Consider the following 18,545-nt stretch of genomic DNA (forward strand, 5'->3'; position numbering starts at 1 on the left):
GTCAGCCGGCCGGGACTCAGGCCTGCTTCAGATCGGCCTGCACCTGCTCGGGGAGGATCTGAGCGTACTTACCGAAGCCGCTGGCCACCTGGATGTAGGCCTTGCGCAGCTTCTCGCCGTCCTGGAGGCGGGCCGCCTCATCGAGCTGCGCCATGGCGGTCTTGAGCTGGCTGGCCAGCTGTTCGGCTTCGGGCCGGTCGGCGGGCAGCAGCCGCTGGTTGATGTAGGACATCTGGCGTCCCACTTCCTGCATGGGGCCCCGCAGGAGATTGCGGGTGAAGGTCCAGTCGCGGTCCCTCACCAGGGCGGCCAGTTCGGGCAGCCGGTCGCGGGCGGCGAGGAAGCCCTCGGCCTGCCGTTCGATCGCCGCGATGTCCTCGGCACTGAGGCTGGGGGGCTTGGCCTGGCTGCCGCTGCAGGCCGTGAGCCCCACGCAGAGCAACAGGGCCAGCCCGAGGGAGGCCAGCCGGCGCAGGGTCCCGCCACAGGCCCGACGCAGGGCGGCGAAGCGGAATCGGACTGGCGAACCAGAGGCCATCGCGGAAAGCATGTCAGTGCAGACCCCGACTGTATCCACCATGCAGGACCCTGACCCGCCGCTGTCGCGGCTCGCAACGGGCGGTGGGCTCGGGCTGACCGGGGCCTGGTGGCCCTTGGGGCCCCTCCCCTAGAACGGCTGCTGCAAGCAGGGGCTCTGCCTGGACCATGCGTGTGGACACTCTGCCGCTGGCTGCCATCCACCGCCCCCTGCAGCGGCGCCTGGACGAGGACAAGGTGAGCGCGCTCATGGCCTCGATCGCCCGTGAGGGGCTGCGGGAGCCGATCGACGTGCTCGAGGTGGAGGGCCGCTTCTGGGGCTTCAACGGCTGCCACCGGGTGGCCGCCCATGAACGTCTGGGCCTGCCCACGATCCGGGCCCGGATCCGGCGGGCCACCCCGCAGGTGCTACGGATGCATCTGCTCTGATGCCTTCACGGCTCACCTGCGCCCCCCCGCCTGCGCCCGATGTCTTCCCCCACGGCCATCCTGCAGCTGATCTGTCCGGATCGCCCCGCCCTGGTCAGTGAACTCTCCGGCTGGGTGGCGGCCAACGGCGGCAACATCCGTCACGCCGATCACCACACCGACCTCGGGGCCGGCCTGTTCCTCAGCCGCATCGAATGGGCCCTGGAGGGTTTCGGCCTGCCGCGCGAGGCCATCGCCCCGGCCGTCTCGGCCCTGGCCCGGCGCCTGGGCGGCGAGGGGGAGCTGCACTTCTCCGACGCCATCCCCCGGGCCGCCATCTTCGTGAGCCGCCAGGACCACTGCCTGGTGGATCTGCTCTGGCGGGTGCGCGCCGGCGAGCTGCCGATGCAGGTGCCGCTGGTGGTGTCCAACCACCCGGATCTCCAGCCGCTCGCCGAAGGTTTCGGTGCCCGCTACGCCCACGTGCCCGTGTCGGCGGCCACCAAGGGGGAGGCGGAACAGGCCCAGCTGGAGCTGCTGCGGCAGCACGGCATCGAACTGGTGGTGCTGGCCAAGTACATGCAGGTGCTGAGCGCCGGTTTTCTCGAAGCGTTCCAGCGGGAGCCTTTCCCTGCCGGCGGTGGGACGGGCAGCAGCCCCCGGGTGATCAACATCCACCACTCCTTCCTGCCGGCGTTCCAGGGGGCCCAGCCCTACCACCGGGCCTGGGAGCGGGGGGTCAAGCTGATCGGCGCCACCGCCCACTACGTGACCGAGGAGCTGGATGCCGGCCCGATCATCGAGCAGGCCACCGTGCATGTGAGCCACCGCGACGAGGTGGAGGACCTGATCCGCAAGGGCCGGGACACCGAACGGCTGGCACTCGCCAGGGCCGTGCGCCTGCATCTGCGCCGTCAGGTGATGGTCTACCGCGGGCGCACGGCGGTCTTCGACTGAGCGCCCGATCCTCCGGGCGCCCGATCCTCCCCCGTGGCGGATGGGACCGGCTCCACCAGACTGCGCCTGGCGTGATCGGCCAGCACCGCCTTGCTCAGCGGTCCCTTCAGGTGGTCCCAGGGCAGCACCCGCTCCGCACTCCAGGTGGCGTGGATCACCTCCTCCCAGGGGGGTGGCGGCGGCATTCCGGCCGGCCGTTCCACCTCGCCGGCCAGCACGGCCCGGTAGGCCCGTTTCCATCCCCCCAGACTCTCGTTCTGGCCCCGGGCGGCGGCGATCACCGGGGCCAGCCGCCGGTCACTGCGGGAGAGCAGGGCCTGGATCACGCTCCAGCCGTAACTCTCGGGGCGCAGCTCCACCCCCTTGGGCCTGAGCCGTTTGGCCAGCAGCTTCAGGCGCTTCTCGGCCTCCGGCCGCACCCCCTGCCACTGGAACGGCGTGTGGGCCTTGGGCACGAAGGTGCTCACCCCCAGGCTGAGCCGCAGGCCCGGGGTGGCCTTCTTGAGCTCCAGCAGCAGGGAGGCGGTGGCTTCGATGTCGGCCTCCTCCTCCGTGGGCAGCCCCGCCATGCCGTAGAGCTTGAGGCCGGTGAGTCCACCCTCCTTGGCGTAGCGGGCGGCGGCGAAGATCTCCTCGGTGGCGAGTTTCTTGTTCACCACCTCGCGCATGCGGGCACTGCCGCTCTCGATCGCGATCGTGAGCGATCGGCTGCCCCGCCGGGCCAGGATCCGGCCCAGCTCCGGGGTCACCGTGGCCGCCCGCACCGAACTCACGCTCACGCGGGTGTCTGCGAAGCGGTCCTGGTCCAGCCACTGGAGCAGGTCGGCGAACTGGGGGTGCTGGGTCACCGAGGCCCCCAGCAGCCCGAGGCGCCGGGTCACCGCCAGGCCGGCCTCCACGGCGGGGATCAGACCGTCGTCGAGCGAGGGGGTGCGGAAGGGAAGGGTGAGGTAGCTGGCCAGGCAGAAGCGGCACAGCTCCGGACAGCTGCGCACCACCTCCACCATGTGGATTGACGGCCAGGCGCTTTCCGGGGTGACGACGGTGGAGTGGCTGAGGGTGTTGCCCTGCCAGGTCTGCTTGGCAAGGCTGGTGGGCAGGTCGCCGCTCACCGGGGTCACCGCCAGCAGGTTGCCGTCGCTGCCGTAGTCGGGCCGGTAGAGCGCCGGCACGTAGACCCCCGGCACCTGCGCCAGGGCGGCGAGCCGCTCATCCCGGCAGGCCTGCCGGCAGCTCTGCAGCGCGTCGATGAAGGCGGGCAGCAGCAGTTCGCCGTCGCCCAGCAGCACCGCATCGAGAAACGGGGCCAGGGGTTCCGGGTTGGCGGTGAGCACCGGCCCGCCGCCGAACACGATCGGATCCTCGTCACCCCGCTGGCTGGCCCAGATCGGAATCCGCTGCTGTTCCAGCAGATCCAGCAGCACCGGGCCGTCCAGCTCCCAGCTCAGGGAGAGCCCGAAGAGGTCGCAGCGGCGATGGGGCGGATCGCCCTGGTCGGTGAAGAGGCGCCGCACGTCCACGTCGGCGCGCCGCGCCAATGTGGCCCACACTACCTGATAGCCCAGGCTGGTGATCCCCACGCTGTAGGTGCTGGGGAAAGCCAGCACCGCCCGCAGGGCGCCAGCCGCGGGCTGGGCGGGTTCGAACAGCAGGGTTTCCTGGTGCAGGGCTGCAGGGGGCGATCGGCTCCCTCCAGCGTCTCACCCGGTGGGCAGCGGCCTCATTGCCCCACCAGGGCCTTGAGGGGCGCGATCAGGCCCGAGACCGCTGAAGACGCTTCCGCCTGGGTCGGCGCGCTGCCGCCGACCGTCTGGATCAGCATCTGGGCAGCGCTGTCGATGGCCGGCCACTTCTCGCCCGCCAGCGGCTGAATCATGGGCGCCGCCTTCTGCCACAACGCCGGGAATCCGCCCAGCGTGCCCAGCGCGGCCCGAAGATTGCCTCCGTTGAGCTGGGCATCGCCCTGCCGCAGCAGGTCGAGCACCGGGTTCACCGCCGGCGCCAGGGCGGCCTGGCCGGCGCTGCTGGCGGCTTCCTTCACCGTGTCCTGCATGGTCTGGCTGGCCTTCTGGCAGCCGCCGAGGGCGAGCCCACCGGCCAGGCTGACCACCATGGCGGCGGCCAGTACGGAGGAGCCTGGCCCTGGCCGCCTGGGTGCCGGCTGGCAGGTGCTGGACCCGGGGTCTGCATGGCGCATGGGCTGCTCCAGTGTTCCCCCGAACCTATTGAGCGCAGAACGGCGTGTCCAGCTCGATCAGGTGTCCGTTGCATGTGTTGATCCGTGCACGGTCTCTGCGCCCGGTTTCTCCTCGGGGCGCGGGCGCAGCGGCACGGAGCTGAGCCGCAGGCTGGCGGTGCCGGAGGCCGAGCCGGCGGTGCCGGCCGGTGCCGGCAGCATCAGCCGTTTGAACAGCGACTGGCGGTGCAGCAGCCGGGCCATCACCAGGCTGCCGAGACAGGCCACCAGCACCGGTCTGAGGATCAGCAGATCCTTGGTGACGGCGAAGGTGAGGAAGGTGGCGCTGATCGGCGCCCTGGCGCAGGCGGCCATGAAGGCCCCCATGCCGGCGAACACGGCGGTGCTGGGGGCGGAGGGACCCAGCTGCTCCACCCCGGCGGCTGCGGCCAGACCCAGAGCTCCGCCCAGGGTGAGCATGGGAGCGAACAGCCCGCCTGGCGTGCCCGCCGCCGCCGCCATGCCGGTGGTGAGAAACACCACCAGGAAGATCGCCAGCGCCTTGGCGAGATCCACGTTGCCCTCGGCGATCGCCTGGCGGATGCCGGCGCGGTTGATGAAGTCCGGTGGCAGCCAGGCATCCACCAGGCCCAGCAGGGTGCCGGTGGCGGTCATCGCCCCGGCCAGGGGAACGCGCCAGCGCAGGCGCAGCTGCTGCAGCGTCACCACGTAGCGGCAGTAGAGCTCGGCGGCGAGGGCCACGATCACGCCCAGGAGGAACAGCCACAGCAGGTCGATCGGCCGCACCACCACGAACGTCATCACCTGCCGCTGCAGCTGGAAGGTGCTGGCGGAACCGCCGAGGCTCGACTCCGGTTCGAGATTCACCAGCCGGGCCAGCCCGAGCAGGTCGGCCCAGGTGTCCGCCCAGAAGGTGGTGACCAGCACCAGCAGCATCACCACCGGCCTGGCCCCCTGCAGGAGTTCCTCCAACGTGTAGAGAAAGCCGCCGATCGGTGCCCGGAACACCGCCGCGATGCCGGCCCCGCCGCCTGCGGCCACGATCAGCCGGCGGAAGGCGTTGGGCGCGCGCAGCAGCCGCGCCATCTCCCAGCCCACCGAGCTGCCCATCTGCACCGACGGACCGGAGGGGCCGAGGGGAAACCCGCTGCCGATCGCCACGATCCCGGCCACCAGCTTGACGGTGGCCACCTGGAACCCCATCGGGATCGGCTGGCGGCGCAGGAACTGCATCACCTGGGGAATGCCTGAGCCCTGGGCCGCAGGGGCCAGGATCTGCACCAGCGCCCCCGCCACCAGGCCGCCGCCGCCGCCGATGGCCGGCAGCACCAGCCAGCGGGGGCCCAGCTCCAGCATGTGAATCCGCCAGCGGCCCAGCCCATCGAGGCCGCTGCGGAACAGCAGGGCGGCGGTGGTGGCGCCCAGCCCGGTGATGATCAGCGCCAGCACCACCACCAGCCAGCGGTGCTCCAGCAGCTGGCGGATCGAGGTGCTGCGTACGGGCTCCAGCCGCGGCTGGCGCAGCGCGGTGGTGCCCGGTGGCCGGGGTTTCAGTCGCAGCGGACCCTGCATCGGGCCGCCCCCTTCACACCTCCGCCAGCACCTTCGCCTCCTCCTCGGCGCTCACCACCCGGCCGGCATCCTCGAAGCCCTCGATCTGATCGAAGTTGAGGTAGCGGTAGAGCTCCGCGCCGTAGGGATCGATCTTCTCGGCCGCGATCGCCAGGTACTCCTCCTTGCTGGGGATGCGGCCCAGCTGGGCACACACGGCCGCCAGTTCGGCGCTGCCCAGGTACACCTGGGCGCCGTTGCCGAGGCGGTTGTTGAAGTTGCGGGTGCTGGTGGAGAACACGGTGGTGTTGTCCTCCACGCGGGCCTGGTTGCCCATGCACAGGGAGCAGCCGGGCATCTCCATGCGCGACCCCGCCGCCTCGAAGATGGCGTAGTAGCCCTCTTCCTTGAGCTTCTCCTCGTCCATGCGGGTGGGGGGACACACCCACAGGCGGGCGGCGTTCTCGCCCTGGCCCTGCAGCACGTTGGCGGCGGCGCGGTAGTGGCCGATGTTGGTCATGCAGGAGCCGATGAACACCTCATCGATCGGCGCACCCGCCACCTCGCTCAGCGTCTTGACGTTGTCGGGGTCGTTGGGGCAGGCCAGGATCGGCTCGGTGATCGCATCGAGATCGATCTCGATCACAGCGGCGTACTCCGCGTCCGGGTCGGCCTCCATCAGTTGCGGATCGGCCAGCCAGGCCTCCATCGCCTTGATGCGGCGGGCCAGGGTGCGGGCATCGCCGTAGCCGCGGGCGATCATGTTCCTGAGCAGGGCCACGTTGCTGCGCAGGTACTCGCTCACCGTGTCCACCGAGAGCTTGATGGTGCTGCCGGCACAGGAGCGCTCGGCGGTCGCGTCTGTCAGTTCAAAGGCCTGCTCCAGCTTCAGATCGGGCAGGCCCTCGATCTCCATGATCCGGCCGTTGAACACGTTCTTCTTGCCCTCCTTGGCCACCGTGAGCAGCCCCTGCTGGATCGCCACGTAGGGAATGGCGTTCACCACATCCCGCAGGGTCACCCCCGGCTGCAGCGCGCCGGAGAACTTCACCAGCACCGATTCCGGCATGTCCAGCGGCATGGCACCGATGGCGGCGGCGAAGGCCACCAGGCCCGAGCCGGCCGGGAAGGAGATGCCCAGGGGGAAACGGGTGTGGCTGTCACCGCCGGTGCCCACCGTGTCGGGCAGCAGCATGCGGTTGAGCCAGCTGTGGATGATGCCGTCGCCGGGGCGCAGGGCCACGCCGCCGCGGGAGCTGATGAAGTCGGGCAGTTCGGCGTGGGTCTTCAGGTCCACCGGCTTGGGGTAGGCGGCGGTGTGGCAGAAGCTCTGCATCACCAGATCGGCGCTGAAGCCCAGGCAGGCCAGCTCCTTCATCTCGTCGCGGGTCATGGGCCCGGTGGTGTCCTGGGAGCCCACGGTGGTCATCAGCGGCTCGCAGCTGGTGCCGGGGCGCACGCCCGCCAGGCCGCAGGCCCTGCCCACCATCTTCTGGGCCAGGGTGAAGCCCTTGCCGGTGTCGGCCGGGGCCACCGGGCGGATGAACAGATCGGAAGGGGGCAGGCCCAGCTGCACGCGCACCTTGTCGGTGAGGGCGCGGCCGATCATCAGCGGGATGCGGCCGCCGGCGCGCACCTCATCGGTGATGGTGCTGGGCTTGAGTTCGAAGCGGGCCACGATCTCGCCGGCCTTCGGCTCGCCGGCGGCCCGCTCGATCGTGCCGGCGTAGGGGCGGATCGTGATCACGTCGCCGGAGTTGAGGGCGCTCACGTCGCACTCGATCGGCAGGGCGCCGGAGTCTTCGGCGGTGTTGAAGAAGATCGGCGCGATCTTGCCCCCCAGCACCACGCCGCCGCTGCGCTTGTTGGGCACGTGGGGGATGTCGGTGCCGGTGTGCCAGAGCACCGAGTTGATCGCCGATTTGCGGGAGCTGCCGGTGCCCACCACGTCGCCCACGTAGGCCACGGGGTGGCCCTTGCCCTTGAGCTCGGCGATCAGCGCCAGGCCGCCGGGCATGCGGGTCTCCAGCATCGCCGTGGCGTGCAGGGGGATGTCCGGCCGGGTGGTGGCGTGGGTGGCCGGCGAGAGGTCGTCGGTGTTCGTCTCTCCCTCCACCTTGAACACCGTCACGGTGATCTCGGCGGGCAGCTCCGGCTTGGCGGTGAACCACTCCGCGGCGGCCCAGCTGTCCACCACCTGCTTCGCCCAGGGGTTGGTCTCGGCCAGCTCCAGCACGTCGTGGAAGGCGTCGTAGACCAGCAGCGTGCGGCTCAGACCCTCGGCGGCGGCCGCGGCGATGGTGGCGTCGCCGCTGGAGAGCAGCTCGATCAGGGCGCCCACGTTGTAGCCGCCGATCATGGTGGCCAGCAGCCGCACCGCCTCCACCGGGCTCAGCAGGGGACTGGTGGCGGTGCCCCTGGCCACGCCGCTCAGCCAGCCGGCCTTCACGTAGGCCGCCTCATCCACCCCCGGCGGAATCCGCTCGCTGAGCAGGTGCAGCAGGAAGGTTTCCTCGCCTGCCGGCGGCGCCTCCAGCAGCTCGGTGAGGGCCTGGGTCTGCTCGGCCGTGAGGGGCAGGGCCGGGATTCCCTGGGCTTCCCGCTCGGCGGCGGCGACGCGGTAGCTGGAGAGAAAGGTGTCTGCGGCCATGCCCTACAAGGTCGATCTGCCTTCCATTGTTCTGGTCGGCGCTGCCGGTTGTTGGTGTGCGCTGTTGCAAATGGCCCCTGTCTAGGGTGGAGGGTCACTTTGTCCTTCCTGCGCAGCGTCCTCCCATGCATGCCTCCACCAGCGATCTCCATGTGGTGGAAACCCGCCCCCTGGTGGCGCCCGCCCTGCTGCACCGGGAACTGCCCATCGGTGAGCGTTCCGCCACCACCGTTCAGCAGGCCCGGGAGCGGGTCAAGGCGATCCTGCATGGGCGCGACCACCGGCTTCTGGTGATCGTCGGTCCGTGCTCGGTGCACGACGTGTCGGCGGCGAAGGAGTACGCCGGCCGGATTGCTGCGCTGCAGCAGCGCCATCGCTCCGAGCTGGAAGTGGTGATGCGGGTGTACTTCGAGAAGCCACGCACCACCGTGGGTTGGAAAGGCCTGATCAACGACCCCCACCTCGACGGCAGCTACGACATCAACACCGGCCTGCGGCTGGCCCGTGAGCTGCTCCTGCACGTGGCCGAACTCGGACTGCCGGCGGCCACCGAGCTGCTCGATCCGATCGTGCCCCAGTACATCGCCGATCTGATCAGCTGGACGGCCATCGGCGCCCGTACCACCGAAAGCCAGACCCATCGCGAGATGGCCTCGGGTCTGTCGATGCCGATCGGCTTCAAGAACGGCACGGACGGCACGATCGCCACCGCCATCAACGCCGTGGAAGCAGCCGCCCGTTCCCACCATTTCCTGGGCATCAACCAGGACGGCTACGCCTCGATCATCACCACCACGGGCAATCCCGATGGTCATCTGGTGCTGCGAGGCGGCAAGGGCGGCACCAACTACCACCCCGAGGCGATCGAGACGGCCGCCCTGGCCCTCGAGGCCGCCGGCCTGCCGTCACGGCTGATGGTGGATTGCAGCCACGGCAACTCCAACAAGGACTACCGCCGCCAGACCGAGGTGGCGGCCCGGGTGGCCGACCAGGTGGCTGGCGGCAGCCGGCACGTGATGGGGGTGATGCTGGAAAGCCATCTGGTGGCGGGCCAGCAGCCGATCCCCTCGGATCTGGCCCAGCTCACCTACGGCCAGAGCATCACCGATGCCTGCATCGATCTCGACACCACCGAAGCCGTGCTTGCCCAACTGGCGGCGGCGGTTCGGGCCACCGCGAGCGGGCCAGTGCCGATGGTGCTTGCCTGACGCCACCCCGGAGCAAGGCTCCGGAGCACGCCGTGGCCAGCCGAACGGACTGGCCCGTTGAAGATAACTGGCACTCGGAAACTTCGAGTGCTAAGTGTTACGCCTGCAACGAACTGTTCCTGCTGAACGGATTCCTTTGACGGTCTCCATAGGGTTGTTGGCGACGTCTCTGAAGGTCAGCCGTGACCTACCTCCTCCAGTTCTGCGGTCTGAGTGATCCTCTGCAGGTGTTCTATCTGGAGCAGTCACGGGGGCCAGCGTTTGCCGGCTTCCGGCCCCTTCAGCTCGATGAGTTGCTGAGCTGGGCCCAGACGATCGGTCAGCAGCGCGCATGGGACGGCGGTGCCCTTCACAACACCGTGCTTCAGGCCTGGATGGAGCGGGCCGATCTGATCAGGCAGTGGCAGCTGCGACTGCGGGAGGAGCCCAGCGATCGCCTGATGGTGGCCGGCCTCGGAACAGCCGCTGACTGGGAGCGCCGCTGCGAAGACCTGCTCACGGCCTGAGTCGCATCCGTCGCATGGTTGCTGCCCGGGTCTCCCTCCGCTCGCTGCGGGCTGCTGGCGTCAGGCCAGGGCCTGCCACAGCCAGGCCACGCCCAGCGGAACGGTGAGGTTGTCCACCCCGGCCACACCCACCTGCTCCAGCAGGGTGGCGGCGATGGCGATGCCCACCAGCCCCGGCCATGCCGGGCCGGCGGCCAGCGAGGCCAGCAGCACCAGCACCACCGTGCTGGCGCTGGCCATCACGGCCGTGCCCAGCAGGGAGCGCCGCTGGCCGAAGACGGTCCAGCTCGGTGAGATCCACACGGGGCCCAGGAGTCCCGCCAGGCCGTCGCCCACGGCCATGACCAGCACGCCCGCCGCGACGGTGGCCGGCCGCTCGGGCCACCAGATCCAGAGCAGCAGGGTGATGGAGGCCCCATAGGCGACGGTGCCGTAGCTGGGGCGGCCCACATCCTCCACGGCCGGCAGCACCCTGAAGCGGTGGTTCAGCGCTGCCAGCAGGGTCACCAGAGTGGCGGCCGGGATCGCGATGTCGCGCGCAATGCCCATGGCCCAGGCCATGGGCACCACGAGGCCGGTGCCGATGTGCACCAGCTTGCGGCTCCATTCCCGCCGCTTCGGGCTTGCCTCGGCATCCCAGCAGCGGCGCAGCTGGATGGCCGCGATGGAGAGAACCGCGAGCCAACCGGACACCGCCAGCACACCGGCCAGCTGCTGCTGCCAACCCTGCACCCTCAACCCCGCATGGTCAGGCGATCAAGCGGACAAGGCACCGGGATCAGGCGACCTGCTGGTAGTTGCTCATCAGCCGCAGCTTCATGATCGCCTTGGCTTCCAGCTGACGCACCCGTTCGCGGGACACGTTGATCAGACGGCCGATCTCGGCGAGGGTGAGCGGTTCTGAGCCCTCCAGGCCGAAGCGCAGCTTGATGATCTTCTGCTCCCGCTCGTTCAGCTGGGAGAGCCAGGCACCCAGATGCTCCTTCTGGATGTGGCGGTCCATGGAGTCGAAGTGCTCATTGCTGGCCGGATCGGCAATCAGCTCGCCGAGGGTGCTGCGGTCTTCATCGCCGCGGGCGTGGGCATCGAGGGAGGCGCAGGGGGCGCTCTGGGCCATCAGTTCCTCGAGTTCCTCGGGGCGCATGTCCATGGCATGGGAGAGCTCCAGCCGGTTGGGCTGGCGGCCCAGGCGGTGGGAGAGCTCCCGGGTGATGCGCCGCATCTTGGAGAGCTTCTCACTGATGTGAATCGGCAGGCGAATGGTGCGGGCGCTGTTGTCGATGGCCCGGGTCATCCCCTGACGGATCCACCAGTAGGCGTAGGTGGAGAATTTGTACCCCATGGCAGGGTCGAATTTGTCGACCGCCCGCTCCAGGCCGATGGCTCCTTCCTGAACGAGATCCAGCAGCTCCAGGCCCTGGTTCTGGTATTTCTTCGCCACGCTCACCACCAGCCGGAGGTTCGCCGCCATCATGCGGTCGCGGGCCCGCTGGGCCATCCTGATCTGGCGCTTGTGCTTCGGGGTCAGTTCCTCAAGTGGCATCTCCTGCAGGCGCTTGCCAGCCTGCACGTGATGCGCTAGCTCGATTTCTTCGGCCGGTGTGAGAAGTGGCACACGGCCAATGTTGCTGAGATACCAGCCAATGGAGTCGGCGCTCAGGCGACCTGTGTGACGCGGTCCCGTGCTGCGGGAACCGGAAGCTGTTGTCGATGAAGCGGCCTTCCTGACGTTCATGAGAGTAACGCCAGAGGCGGACTGCATAGGCGTCCCCACACCCGTGCCTCCGAATTTGAATGTGCGCGGAATGTAGCACTGCTGGCCAGGAAGCAACGGTATGAATTGGAAGACTTTCTGGATAGCCACATTCGAGGCGATTTTGGTGTCAATCGCTGCGTTTTGTGTGTTTCACTCCGTTTGCATCGTGTGGTTCAGCGCACCGTCGTCAGGCCGCCCCGCCACTGGCGCATGAGGGTCGCTTGGGCCCTCTGGCCTTCGTCGTCGCTGTGCTGCTGCTGTTCGAAGCTTCCATCGCCCCGCATGTGCCATGCCCCTGCGTCGTTCAGGTAGAGCGCCAGCACACCCTCCAGGTGCTGGCGCAGGGTGGGATCCTCCACCGGTGCCACGGCCTCGACGCGCCGGTCCAGGTTGCGTGTCATCCAGTCGGCGCTGCCCAGATAGAGCTCCGGTTCGCCGGCATTGCCGAACCAGAACAGGCGCGAGTGTTCCAGCAGATGGCCGATCACACTCACCACGTGGATGTGCTCACTGATGCCGGGCAGCCCGGGCCGCAGGCTGCACATGCCCCGCACCACCAGATCAATGGTCACTCCAGCCTGGGAAGCCTCGTAGAGCAGGGCGATGATGGCCGGGTCCACGAGCGAATTCATCTTCGCCTGAATGTGTCCTTCCCGGCCGGCGCGGGCGTGCTCGATCTCCCGCCGGATCAGGGATTCCATGCGGCTGCGCAGGCTTACCGGGGCCACCAGAAGTTTGCGGAAGCTCTGCTGCTTGGAGAAGCCCGTGAGGTAGTTGAACAGCTCCACCAGATCGGCACCGAAGTCAGGTCGGGCCGTGAGCAGCCCGAAGTCGGTGTAAAGGCTTGAGGTCTTGGCGTTGTAGTTGCCAGTGCCGATGTGCACGTAGCTGTTGAGACGCTCTTTTTCCTTCCGCACCACCAGCAGGATCTTGGTGTGGGTTTTCAACCCGATCACCCCATACACCACGTGCACGCCCGATCCTTCCAGCCGTCTGGCCCACTGAATGTTGTTGTCTTCGTCGAAGCGGGCCTTCAGTTCCACCAGGGCCATCACCTGCTTGCCGTTCTCGGCGGCCCGGATCAGTGCCGACACCACCGCCGAGTCCTTGGAGGTGCGGTAGAGGGTCATCTTGATGGCCAGCACCGAGGGGTCGTCGGCGGCCTGGCTGAGGAATTCCTCCACGGAGGTGGAGAACAGGTCGTAGGGGTGCTGCAGCAGCACATCGCCGCGGCGGATCACCGAAAAGATGCTCTCGAATTCCTCGGCCTTGATCGAGCCATCCTCCAGCAGGCTCTTCTGGGCCCTGGCCAGCACGGGGGCGGTGCGTCCCTTGAAGGGGGGAGCCTTGAGCTGGGGCAGGGGCACGGCCATCAGGCTCATCAGGTCATCGAGGCCGAGTGGCCCGTTGATCCGGTACACGTCCTGCGGTTCCACCGTGGTGCCTTCCATCAGCAGCTCCACCACCGAGTCCGGCATTTCGTCGGCCACCTCCAGCCGCACCACCTCGCCGCCGCGCCGCCGCTTGCGCAGGCCCTCCTCCAGGGCCTCCATCAGATCGTCGGCCTCCAGATCCCGCAATTCGAGGTCGGCATCGCGGGTGACCCGGAAGAAGTAGTGCCCCTCCACACTCATGCCGGGAAACAGCAGGGACAGGTTGAAGGCCACCACCTGCTCGAGGGGCACCGCGGTGAACACGGGCGCGGGATGGCGCGCACTCAGCTCCGTGGGGATCTGCACGAACCGGGGCAGGTTCTTCTGGGGCACCTTGACCCGGGCGAACTCCTGCTGACCCGTGTCGGGGTCGCGCACCAGCGCGGCCACATTGAGGCTCAGGTTGCTGATGAAGGGGAAGGGGTGGGACGGGTCCACCGCCAGGGGGGTGAGCACCGGAAAGATGGCGCTGCGGAAATACTCATCCACCCAGTGCCGCTGGGCGTCGTTGAGGTTGGCGTAGTCGAGCAGCAGCAGGCCGTATTCGGCCAGGTGGCTTTTCAGCGAGTGGCGGTAGTGCTGCTGCTGGAGTTCCAGCAGGGGCCGCAGCTTGGTCTGGATGGCCTGCAGCTGCTGCTGGGGGGTGAGTCCGTCGTCGCTGAGGCTGCTCACGCCCGCCTCCACCTGGGACTTCAGGGAGGCCACCCTCACCATGAAGAATTCATCGAGGTTGTTGCTGAAGATCGCACTGAACTTCGCCTGCTCCAGCAGGGGGGTGCGCTCATCGAGGGCCTGGGCCAGCACCCGGTAGTTGAAATCGATCCAGCTCAGCTCCCGGTTGATGTAGAGCTCGGGAGGAACCGTGGGCGCGGGTTGGGCAGAAACCATCCCAGCAACGTAGCAATCGCGGTCGGTGTCTCAGGTCACCTCGGCCCGGGGCCCGGCCTGGCCAGGCAGCCCCCCGGCCACCAGCAGCACCACCCCGGCCATCAGGGTGATGCCCAGCCAGAACGGGCTCTTCCAGCTGATCGTTTCGTAGACCAGGCCCGCCAGGGGTGGACCGATGAATCCCGCCAGGCTCTGGAGCCCCTGCAGGCTGCCCAGGGCCGCGCCCTGGCCGGCGTCGTTCAGCCGCCGCGACACCAGGGCCCGCAGGCAGGGGGTGACCAGGCCGGTGCCCAGGGCGAGCAGGGCCACACCGCTGAACACCAGCACCTTCGCCGTGGCCGGTGCCGCCACGGCGATCAGCAGGCAGCCGGCGATCACGAACCCCAGGCCCGCCAGGCTGAGCCTCCATTCGCCCAGGCGTTTCACCAACGGACCGATCAGTCCCCCCTGCACCACCGTGGCCACCACCCCCACCACCAGGAAGGCGGCGCCGGCCAGACCGGGCCCCCAGTCGAAGGCCTGCTTGAAGTAGAGCACCAGCACGGCTGTGAAGCCGCTGAAGCCCAGAAAGAACAGAAAGAAGGCGCTGCACAGGCGCCGCACCCGCGGGTCGCGCAACACCCGGGCCAGGGGACTGAAGGGCTGCAGATCCCGTTTGCGCGGCAGCGGCAACCGTGCCTGCGGTGGGTGGGTTTCCGGCAGCACCCCCACCACCAGCAGCAGGTTGAGCACGGCGATCGCCACGGCGATCAGCAGCGGCAGCATCACGTTGATCCGCCCCAGCAGCCCCCCCATGGCGGGCCCGAGGATGAACCCCAGCCCGAAGGCCACGCCGATCAGGCCGAACGCCTTGGCGCGGCGTTCCGGCGGCGTGATGTCCGCCAGCACCGCACTGGCGGTGGCGGCGGTGCCGCCGCTCACGCCATCGATCAGCCGGCCGAGGAAGAGCAGGCCCAGGGGCAGGCTGCTGCCGCTGACCCAGGCCACGGACGCCCAGTCGATCGAGAGGGTGAGGGCGAACAGCCCCAGGCCCAGCACCGATCCGGCCACGCAGCCGGCGATCACCGGCTTGCGTCCGTAGTGGTCGCTGAGGGCTCCGATCAGCGGTGTGAAACCGAACTGCGCCAGGGCATAGCTGCCGGCGAGCAGGCCGATGATGCGGCCGTCATTGCTGAAGCTGGCGAGCAGGAAGGGCAGCAGCGGGAAGATGAGCGACTCACTGAGGCGATCGTTCAGCAGGGTGAGAAACGCGCAGAAGAGCGTCGAGGAGCGTGAGCGCTGCGAGCTGGCCACAGAAGCGGGCAGGGGGGGATCTCACCCTCCCATGGGCGCCGCTCAGCGGTCGCTGCGACCGCTGAGCCACCGGCTTGCCGCCACAGCCTGATTCCAGCAGGCTTGATCCAGCCTCGCGCCCTGCTGCCATCGCCTTGCCCACTCCGGCCGCACCCTCACGCGCACCCGCACCTGCACCTGCACCTGCAGCTTCACCCGCTCAGCAGGGTCTTCACCTGTTGCTGATCAGCGTTCATGGTCTGATCCGCGGCCACGACCTGGAGCTCGGCCGGGATGCCGACACCGGTGGCCAGACCAAGTACGTGGTGGAGCTCGCCAAGGCCCTGGCCCGTCAACCCCAGGTGGCCCAGGTGGATCTGGTGACCCGGCGGGTCTGCGATCCCGCCGTGAGCGACGCCTATGCCCGGCCCGTGGAACCGCTGGGCCCCGGGGCCCGGATCGTGCGGATCGATGCCGGTCCGCCGGAGTATCTGCACAAGGAAGACCTCTGGGACCACCTCGACAGCTTCGCCGACAACCTCTTCGGCTGGATCCAGGCCCAGCCCAGCCGCCCCCACCTGCTCCACACCCACTACGCCGATGCCGGCTACGTGGGGGTGCGGCTCTCCCACCGCACCGGTCTGCCGCTGGTGCACACCGGCCATTCCCTCGGACGGGACAAATACCGCCGGCTCCTCTCCATGGGGCTCTCCCTCGAAGACATCGAGACCCGCTACAGGATCAGCCGGCGCATCCAGGCCGAGGAGGAGGTGCTCAGCTCGGCGGCCCTGGTGATCACCAGCACCCGCAACGAAATCGAGGACCAGTACGAGCTCTACGACTGCTACACCCCAGCCAAGATGGCGGTGATTCCCCCAGGCACCGACCTGGAGAATTTCCACCCGCCTGACGGGTCCGATCCGGTGAAGGGTGCGGCCCACTTCCAGGCCAGCCTTAAGGCGGCCCTGCAGGAGCCGGAGAAGCCCATGATCCTGGCCCTCTCCCGCCCCGATCTGCGCAAGAACCTGATCACCCTGGTGGAGGCCTTCGGGGAATGCCCCGCCCTCCAGCAGCTCGCCAACCTGGTGATCGTGGCCGGCAACCGCGACGACATCCGGGACCTGGACGAAGGGCCCCAGGCGGTGTTCACCGAGCTCCTGCTGGCGATCGACAGCTACGACCTGGTGGGACGGGTGGCCCTGCCGAAGCACCACAGCGCCGCGGACGTGCCCTTGATCTACCGGCTCGCAGCCGCGTCCCGGGGGGTGTTCATCAACCCCGCCCTCACCGAGCCATTCGGGCTCACCCTGCTGGAGGCGGCGGCCAGCGGCCTGCCGGTGGTGGCCACGGAGAACGGTGGCCCGGTGGACATCCTGGCCAACTGCCGCCACGGCCTGCTGGTGGACCCCCTGGATCGCCAGGCCATTGCCCGCGCTCTGCAGGCGATCCTGGCGGACCCGCACCAGTGGGATCGCTACTCCCGGCAGGGGGCCCGCCTGGTGGCCGACCACTACTCCTGGGATGCCCACGCCGAGGCCTACCTGGCCAGGGCGCACGCGCTCGTGGCGGTGAAGGCGTCCCAGGAGGCGCCGCAGATGGAACAACGGGGTGGCCGCGGCCGCACCAAGGCCCTGTTCACGGCGATCGACAACACCCTGCTCGGCGATCGGGAGGGCCTGGACCTGCTGAGCGCCCTGATCCGCGAGCGCAGCAAGGAATGGCTGTTCGGGATCGCCACCGGGCGCCGCCTGGATTCGGTGCTGGCGATCATCCGCGAGTACGGCATTCCCGTGCCCGACATCCTGATCACCAGCCTCGGCTCGGAGATCTACTACGCCCCCAACTGGCTGCCCGATCTGGCCTGGGCCAGGCACATCAACCATCTCTGGACGCCCCAGGTGCTGCGGCGGTTGATGCAGGAGCTGCCCGGTGTGACCCCCCAGTCGCGCCGCGAGCAGAGCAGCTTCAAGCTGTCGTACCACTACGACGCCGCCCTGGCTCCCTCGGTCGATCAGATCCGGGCGCTGCTGCGCCACCACGATCTCTCCGTGAACCTCACCCTCTCGTTCGGCCAGTTTCTCGATCTGGTGCCCGCCCGAGCCTCCAAGGGGCAGGCCCTGCGGTTCGCGGCGGAGCGCTGGCGCATTCCCCTGGACCGGATCCTCGCCACCGGGGGCTCCGGCGGCGATGAGGACATGCTGCGGGGCAATACCCTGGGGGTCGTGGTGGCGAACCGCCACCGTGAGGAGCTCTCGGTGCTGGGTGAGACCGAACACGTGTACCTGGCCAGCCAGCCGCACGCCCGGGGAATCCTCGAAGCCATCGCGCACTATGACTTCCTCGACCTCTGAGGCCCGGCCTGCGCCGCCCGCCCGGTTGCTGCTCTGCACCGATCTCGACCGCACTCTGCTGCCCAACGGCCGTCAGGCCGAATCCGCCGCTGCCCGCGGCCTGTTCGCCCAGCTGGTGCAACGGCCGCAGGTGACCCTGGCCTACGTGTCCGGCCGTGATCCGGCCCTGGTGGCCGAGGCCATCACGACCTACCAGCTGCCCCGGCCCGCCTGGGTGGTGGCCGATGTGGGCACCTCGATTCTGGAGGTCTCCGGCCGGGGCTGGGAGAGGGATGGCGGCTGGGATGAGGCGATTGCGGCGGACTGGGCCGGCCGGGGGGCCCTCGAGCTGCTGCCTCTGCTGGAGGGGGTGTGCGGGCTGACGCTGCAGGAATCCCACCGGCAGGGGCGCCACAAGCTCAGCTTCTATGTGCCCCTGGACGTGGACGCCCCGTCCCTGCAGGACGATCTGGAAACCAGGCTGCGGCGCGCGGGATTTCGGGCCAGCGTGATCCACAGCATTGACGAGGCCGCCGCCGTGGGCTTGGTGGACGTGCTGCCCGCCTCGGCCACCAAGCTGCATGCCGTGCAGTTTCTGATGGCCCGCCTCGGCTTTGATCACGGCAACACCATCTTCGCCGGCGACAGCGGCAACGACCTGCCGGTTCTGCTCAGTGATCTGCCCTCGATCCTGGTGGCCAATGCCGATCCGCACCTCATCGAGAGCCTCGGATCGGCCCGAGCGGGGGGCGGCCATGTCTATGTGGCCCGCGGCGGTTTCATGGGCATGAACGGCAACTACAGCGCCGGAATCGTGGAGGGCGTGGTGCACCACTGCCCCGGCACCGCCTC

At 69.0% G+C, this 18,545-nt stretch carries 14 protein-coding genes and 1 pseudogene; 6 read left to right on the plus strand and 9 right to left on the minus strand.

All coding sequences use genetic code 11. The features are described from left to right. Nucleotides 1-16: 16 nt before the first annotated feature. Nucleotides 17-538: a photosystem II protein PsbQ gene (psbQ, locus tag CBM981_RS11315; protein WP_225867369.1), complete on the minus strand. Its 522-nt coding sequence runs from the start codon at nt 536-538 to the stop codon at nt 17-19. A 167-nt stretch (nt 539-705) separates the two neighbouring features. On the opposite strand from psbQ, the gene CBM981_RS11320 reads away from it, so the two are divergent. Then, nucleotides 706-966 (plus strand): sulfiredoxin, encoded by a 261-nt coding sequence (locus tag CBM981_RS11320; RefSeq protein ID WP_087068490.1) that lies wholly within the window; start codon nt 706-708, stop codon nt 964-966. A gap of 39 nt (nt 967-1,005) precedes the next feature. Continuing rightward, entirely contained in the window at nt 1,006-1,902 is an 897-nt protein-coding gene (gene purU / locus CBM981_RS11325) for a formyltetrahydrofolate deformylase (protein ID WP_087068491.1), read from the plus strand. Here purU and CBM981_RS11330 read toward each other — a convergent pair. The 4 genes from CBM981_RS11330 to acnB form a co-directional block, all read right to left on the minus strand. After that, a complete protein-coding gene (locus CBM981_RS11330; protein WP_225867370.1) occupies nt 1,872-3,509 on the minus strand; it encodes a radical SAM protein in 1,638 nt (545 codons plus the stop codon). The genes purU and CBM981_RS11330 overlap by 31 nt on opposite strands. Nucleotides 3,510-3,622: 113 nt before the next feature. Beyond that, a complete protein-coding gene (locus CBM981_RS11335; protein ID WP_157665423.1) occupies nt 3,623-4,012 on the minus strand; it encodes a hypothetical protein in 390 nt (129 codons plus the stop codon). A 144-nt stretch (nt 4,013-4,156) separates the two neighbouring features. Further along, entirely contained in the window at nt 4,157-5,671 is a 1,515-nt protein-coding gene (locus CBM981_RS11340) for a ClC family H(+)/Cl(-) exchange transporter (protein WP_087068493.1), read from the minus strand. 13 nt (nt 5,672-5,684) lie between these two features. Next, complete coding sequence (gene acnB, locus CBM981_RS11345; protein WP_087068494.1) at nt 5,685-8,300, minus strand: bifunctional aconitate hydratase 2/2-methylisocitrate dehydratase; 2,616 nt, start codon at nt 8,298-8,300, stop codon at nt 5,685-5,687. A gap of 125 nt (nt 8,301-8,425) precedes the next feature. On the opposite strand from acnB, the gene CBM981_RS11350 reads away from it, so the two are divergent. After that, the gene (locus tag CBM981_RS11350) at nt 8,426-9,508 is read left to right on the plus strand and encodes a 3-deoxy-7-phosphoheptulonate synthase (protein ID WP_087068495.1); all 1,083 of its coding nucleotides are present in this window, start codon (nt 8,426-8,428) and stop codon (nt 9,506-9,508) included. A gap of 182 nt (nt 9,509-9,690) precedes the next feature. Next, complete coding sequence (locus tag CBM981_RS11355; RefSeq protein ID WP_087068496.1) at nt 9,691-10,014, plus strand: hypothetical protein; 324 nt, start codon at nt 9,691-9,693, stop codon at nt 10,012-10,014. Nucleotides 10,015-10,074: 60 nt separating this feature from the next. Here the strand turns inward: CBM981_RS11355 and CBM981_RS11360 are convergent, their stop codons facing one another. The 4 genes from CBM981_RS11360 to CBM981_RS11375 form a co-directional block, all read right to left on the minus strand. Continuing rightward, complete coding sequence (locus CBM981_RS11360) at nt 10,075-10,746, minus strand: diacylglycerol/polyprenol kinase family protein (RefSeq protein ID WP_087068497.1); 672 nt, start codon at nt 10,744-10,746, stop codon at nt 10,075-10,077. A 46-nt stretch (nt 10,747-10,792) separates the two neighbouring features. After that, nucleotides 10,793-11,749: a sigma-70 family RNA polymerase sigma factor gene (locus CBM981_RS11365; protein WP_087068498.1), complete on the minus strand. Its 957-nt coding sequence runs from the start codon at nt 11,747-11,749 to the stop codon at nt 10,793-10,795. A gap of 194 nt (nt 11,750-11,943) precedes the next feature. Then, a complete protein-coding gene (gene ppk1 / locus CBM981_RS11370) occupies nt 11,944-14,091 on the minus strand; it encodes a polyphosphate kinase 1 (RefSeq protein ID WP_087068499.1) in 2,148 nt (715 codons plus the stop codon). A 30-nt stretch (nt 14,092-14,121) separates the two neighbouring features. Continuing rightward, on the minus strand, nt 14,122-15,384 hold the full coding sequence (locus tag CBM981_RS11375) for an MFS transporter (protein ID WP_087068500.1): 1,263 nt from the start codon (nt 15,382-15,384) through the stop codon (nt 14,122-14,124). A 218-nt stretch (nt 15,385-15,602) separates the two neighbouring features. Here CBM981_RS11375 and CBM981_RS11380 point away from each other — a divergent pair, with 218 nt between their 5' ends. Continuing rightward, nucleotides 15,603-17,714 carry an HAD-IIB family hydrolase gene (locus CBM981_RS11380; RefSeq protein ID WP_255376820.1) on the plus strand — a complete coding sequence of 704 codons (2,112 nt, stop codon included), beginning with the start codon at nt 15,603-15,605 and terminating at the stop codon, nt 17,712-17,714. Further along, nucleotides 17,695-18,513: pseudogene (locus CBM981_RS15640) on the plus strand (HAD-IIB family hydrolase); the annotation flags it as partial. The gene CBM981_RS11380 and the pseudogene CBM981_RS15640, both read left to right, overlap by 20 nt. Between the last annotated feature and the right edge of the window lie 32 nt (nt 18,514-18,545).

Origin of the sequence: Cyanobium sp. NIES-981 (assembly GCF_900088535.1) — a bacterium.
Classification (GTDB): domain Bacteria; phylum Cyanobacteriota; class Cyanobacteriia; order PCC-6307; family Cyanobiaceae; genus NIES-981.

Excerpts from the sequence above, each read along its gene's own strand:
- psbQ (WP_225867369.1), bottom strand. The coding sequence starts at position 538 with ATGGCCTCTGGTTCGCCAGTCCGATTCCGCTTCGCCGCCCTGCGTCGG.
- CBM981_RS11320 (WP_087068490.1), top strand. The coding sequence starts at position 706 with ATGCGTGTGGACACTCTGCCGCTGGCTGCCATCCACCGCCCCCTGCAG.
- purU (WP_087068491.1), top strand. The coding sequence starts at position 1,006 with ATGTCTTCCCCCACGGCCATCCTGCAGCTGATCTGTCCGGATCGCCCC.
- CBM981_RS11340 (WP_087068493.1), bottom strand. The coding sequence starts at position 5,671 with ATGCAGGGTCCGCTGCGACTGAAACCCCGGCCACCGGGCACCACCGCG.
- acnB (WP_087068494.1), bottom strand. The coding sequence starts at position 8,300 with ATGGCCGCAGACACCTTTCTCTCCAGCTACCGCGTCGCCGCCGCCGAG.
- CBM981_RS11350 (WP_087068495.1), top strand. The coding sequence starts at position 8,426 with ATGCATGCCTCCACCAGCGATCTCCATGTGGTGGAAACCCGCCCCCTG.
- CBM981_RS11365 (WP_087068498.1), bottom strand. The coding sequence starts at position 11,749 with ATGAACGTCAGGAAGGCCGCTTCATCGACAACAGCTTCCGGTTCCCGC.
- ppk1 (WP_087068499.1), bottom strand. The coding sequence starts at position 14,091 with ATGGTTTCTGCCCAACCCGCGCCCACGGTTCCTCCCGAGCTCTACATC.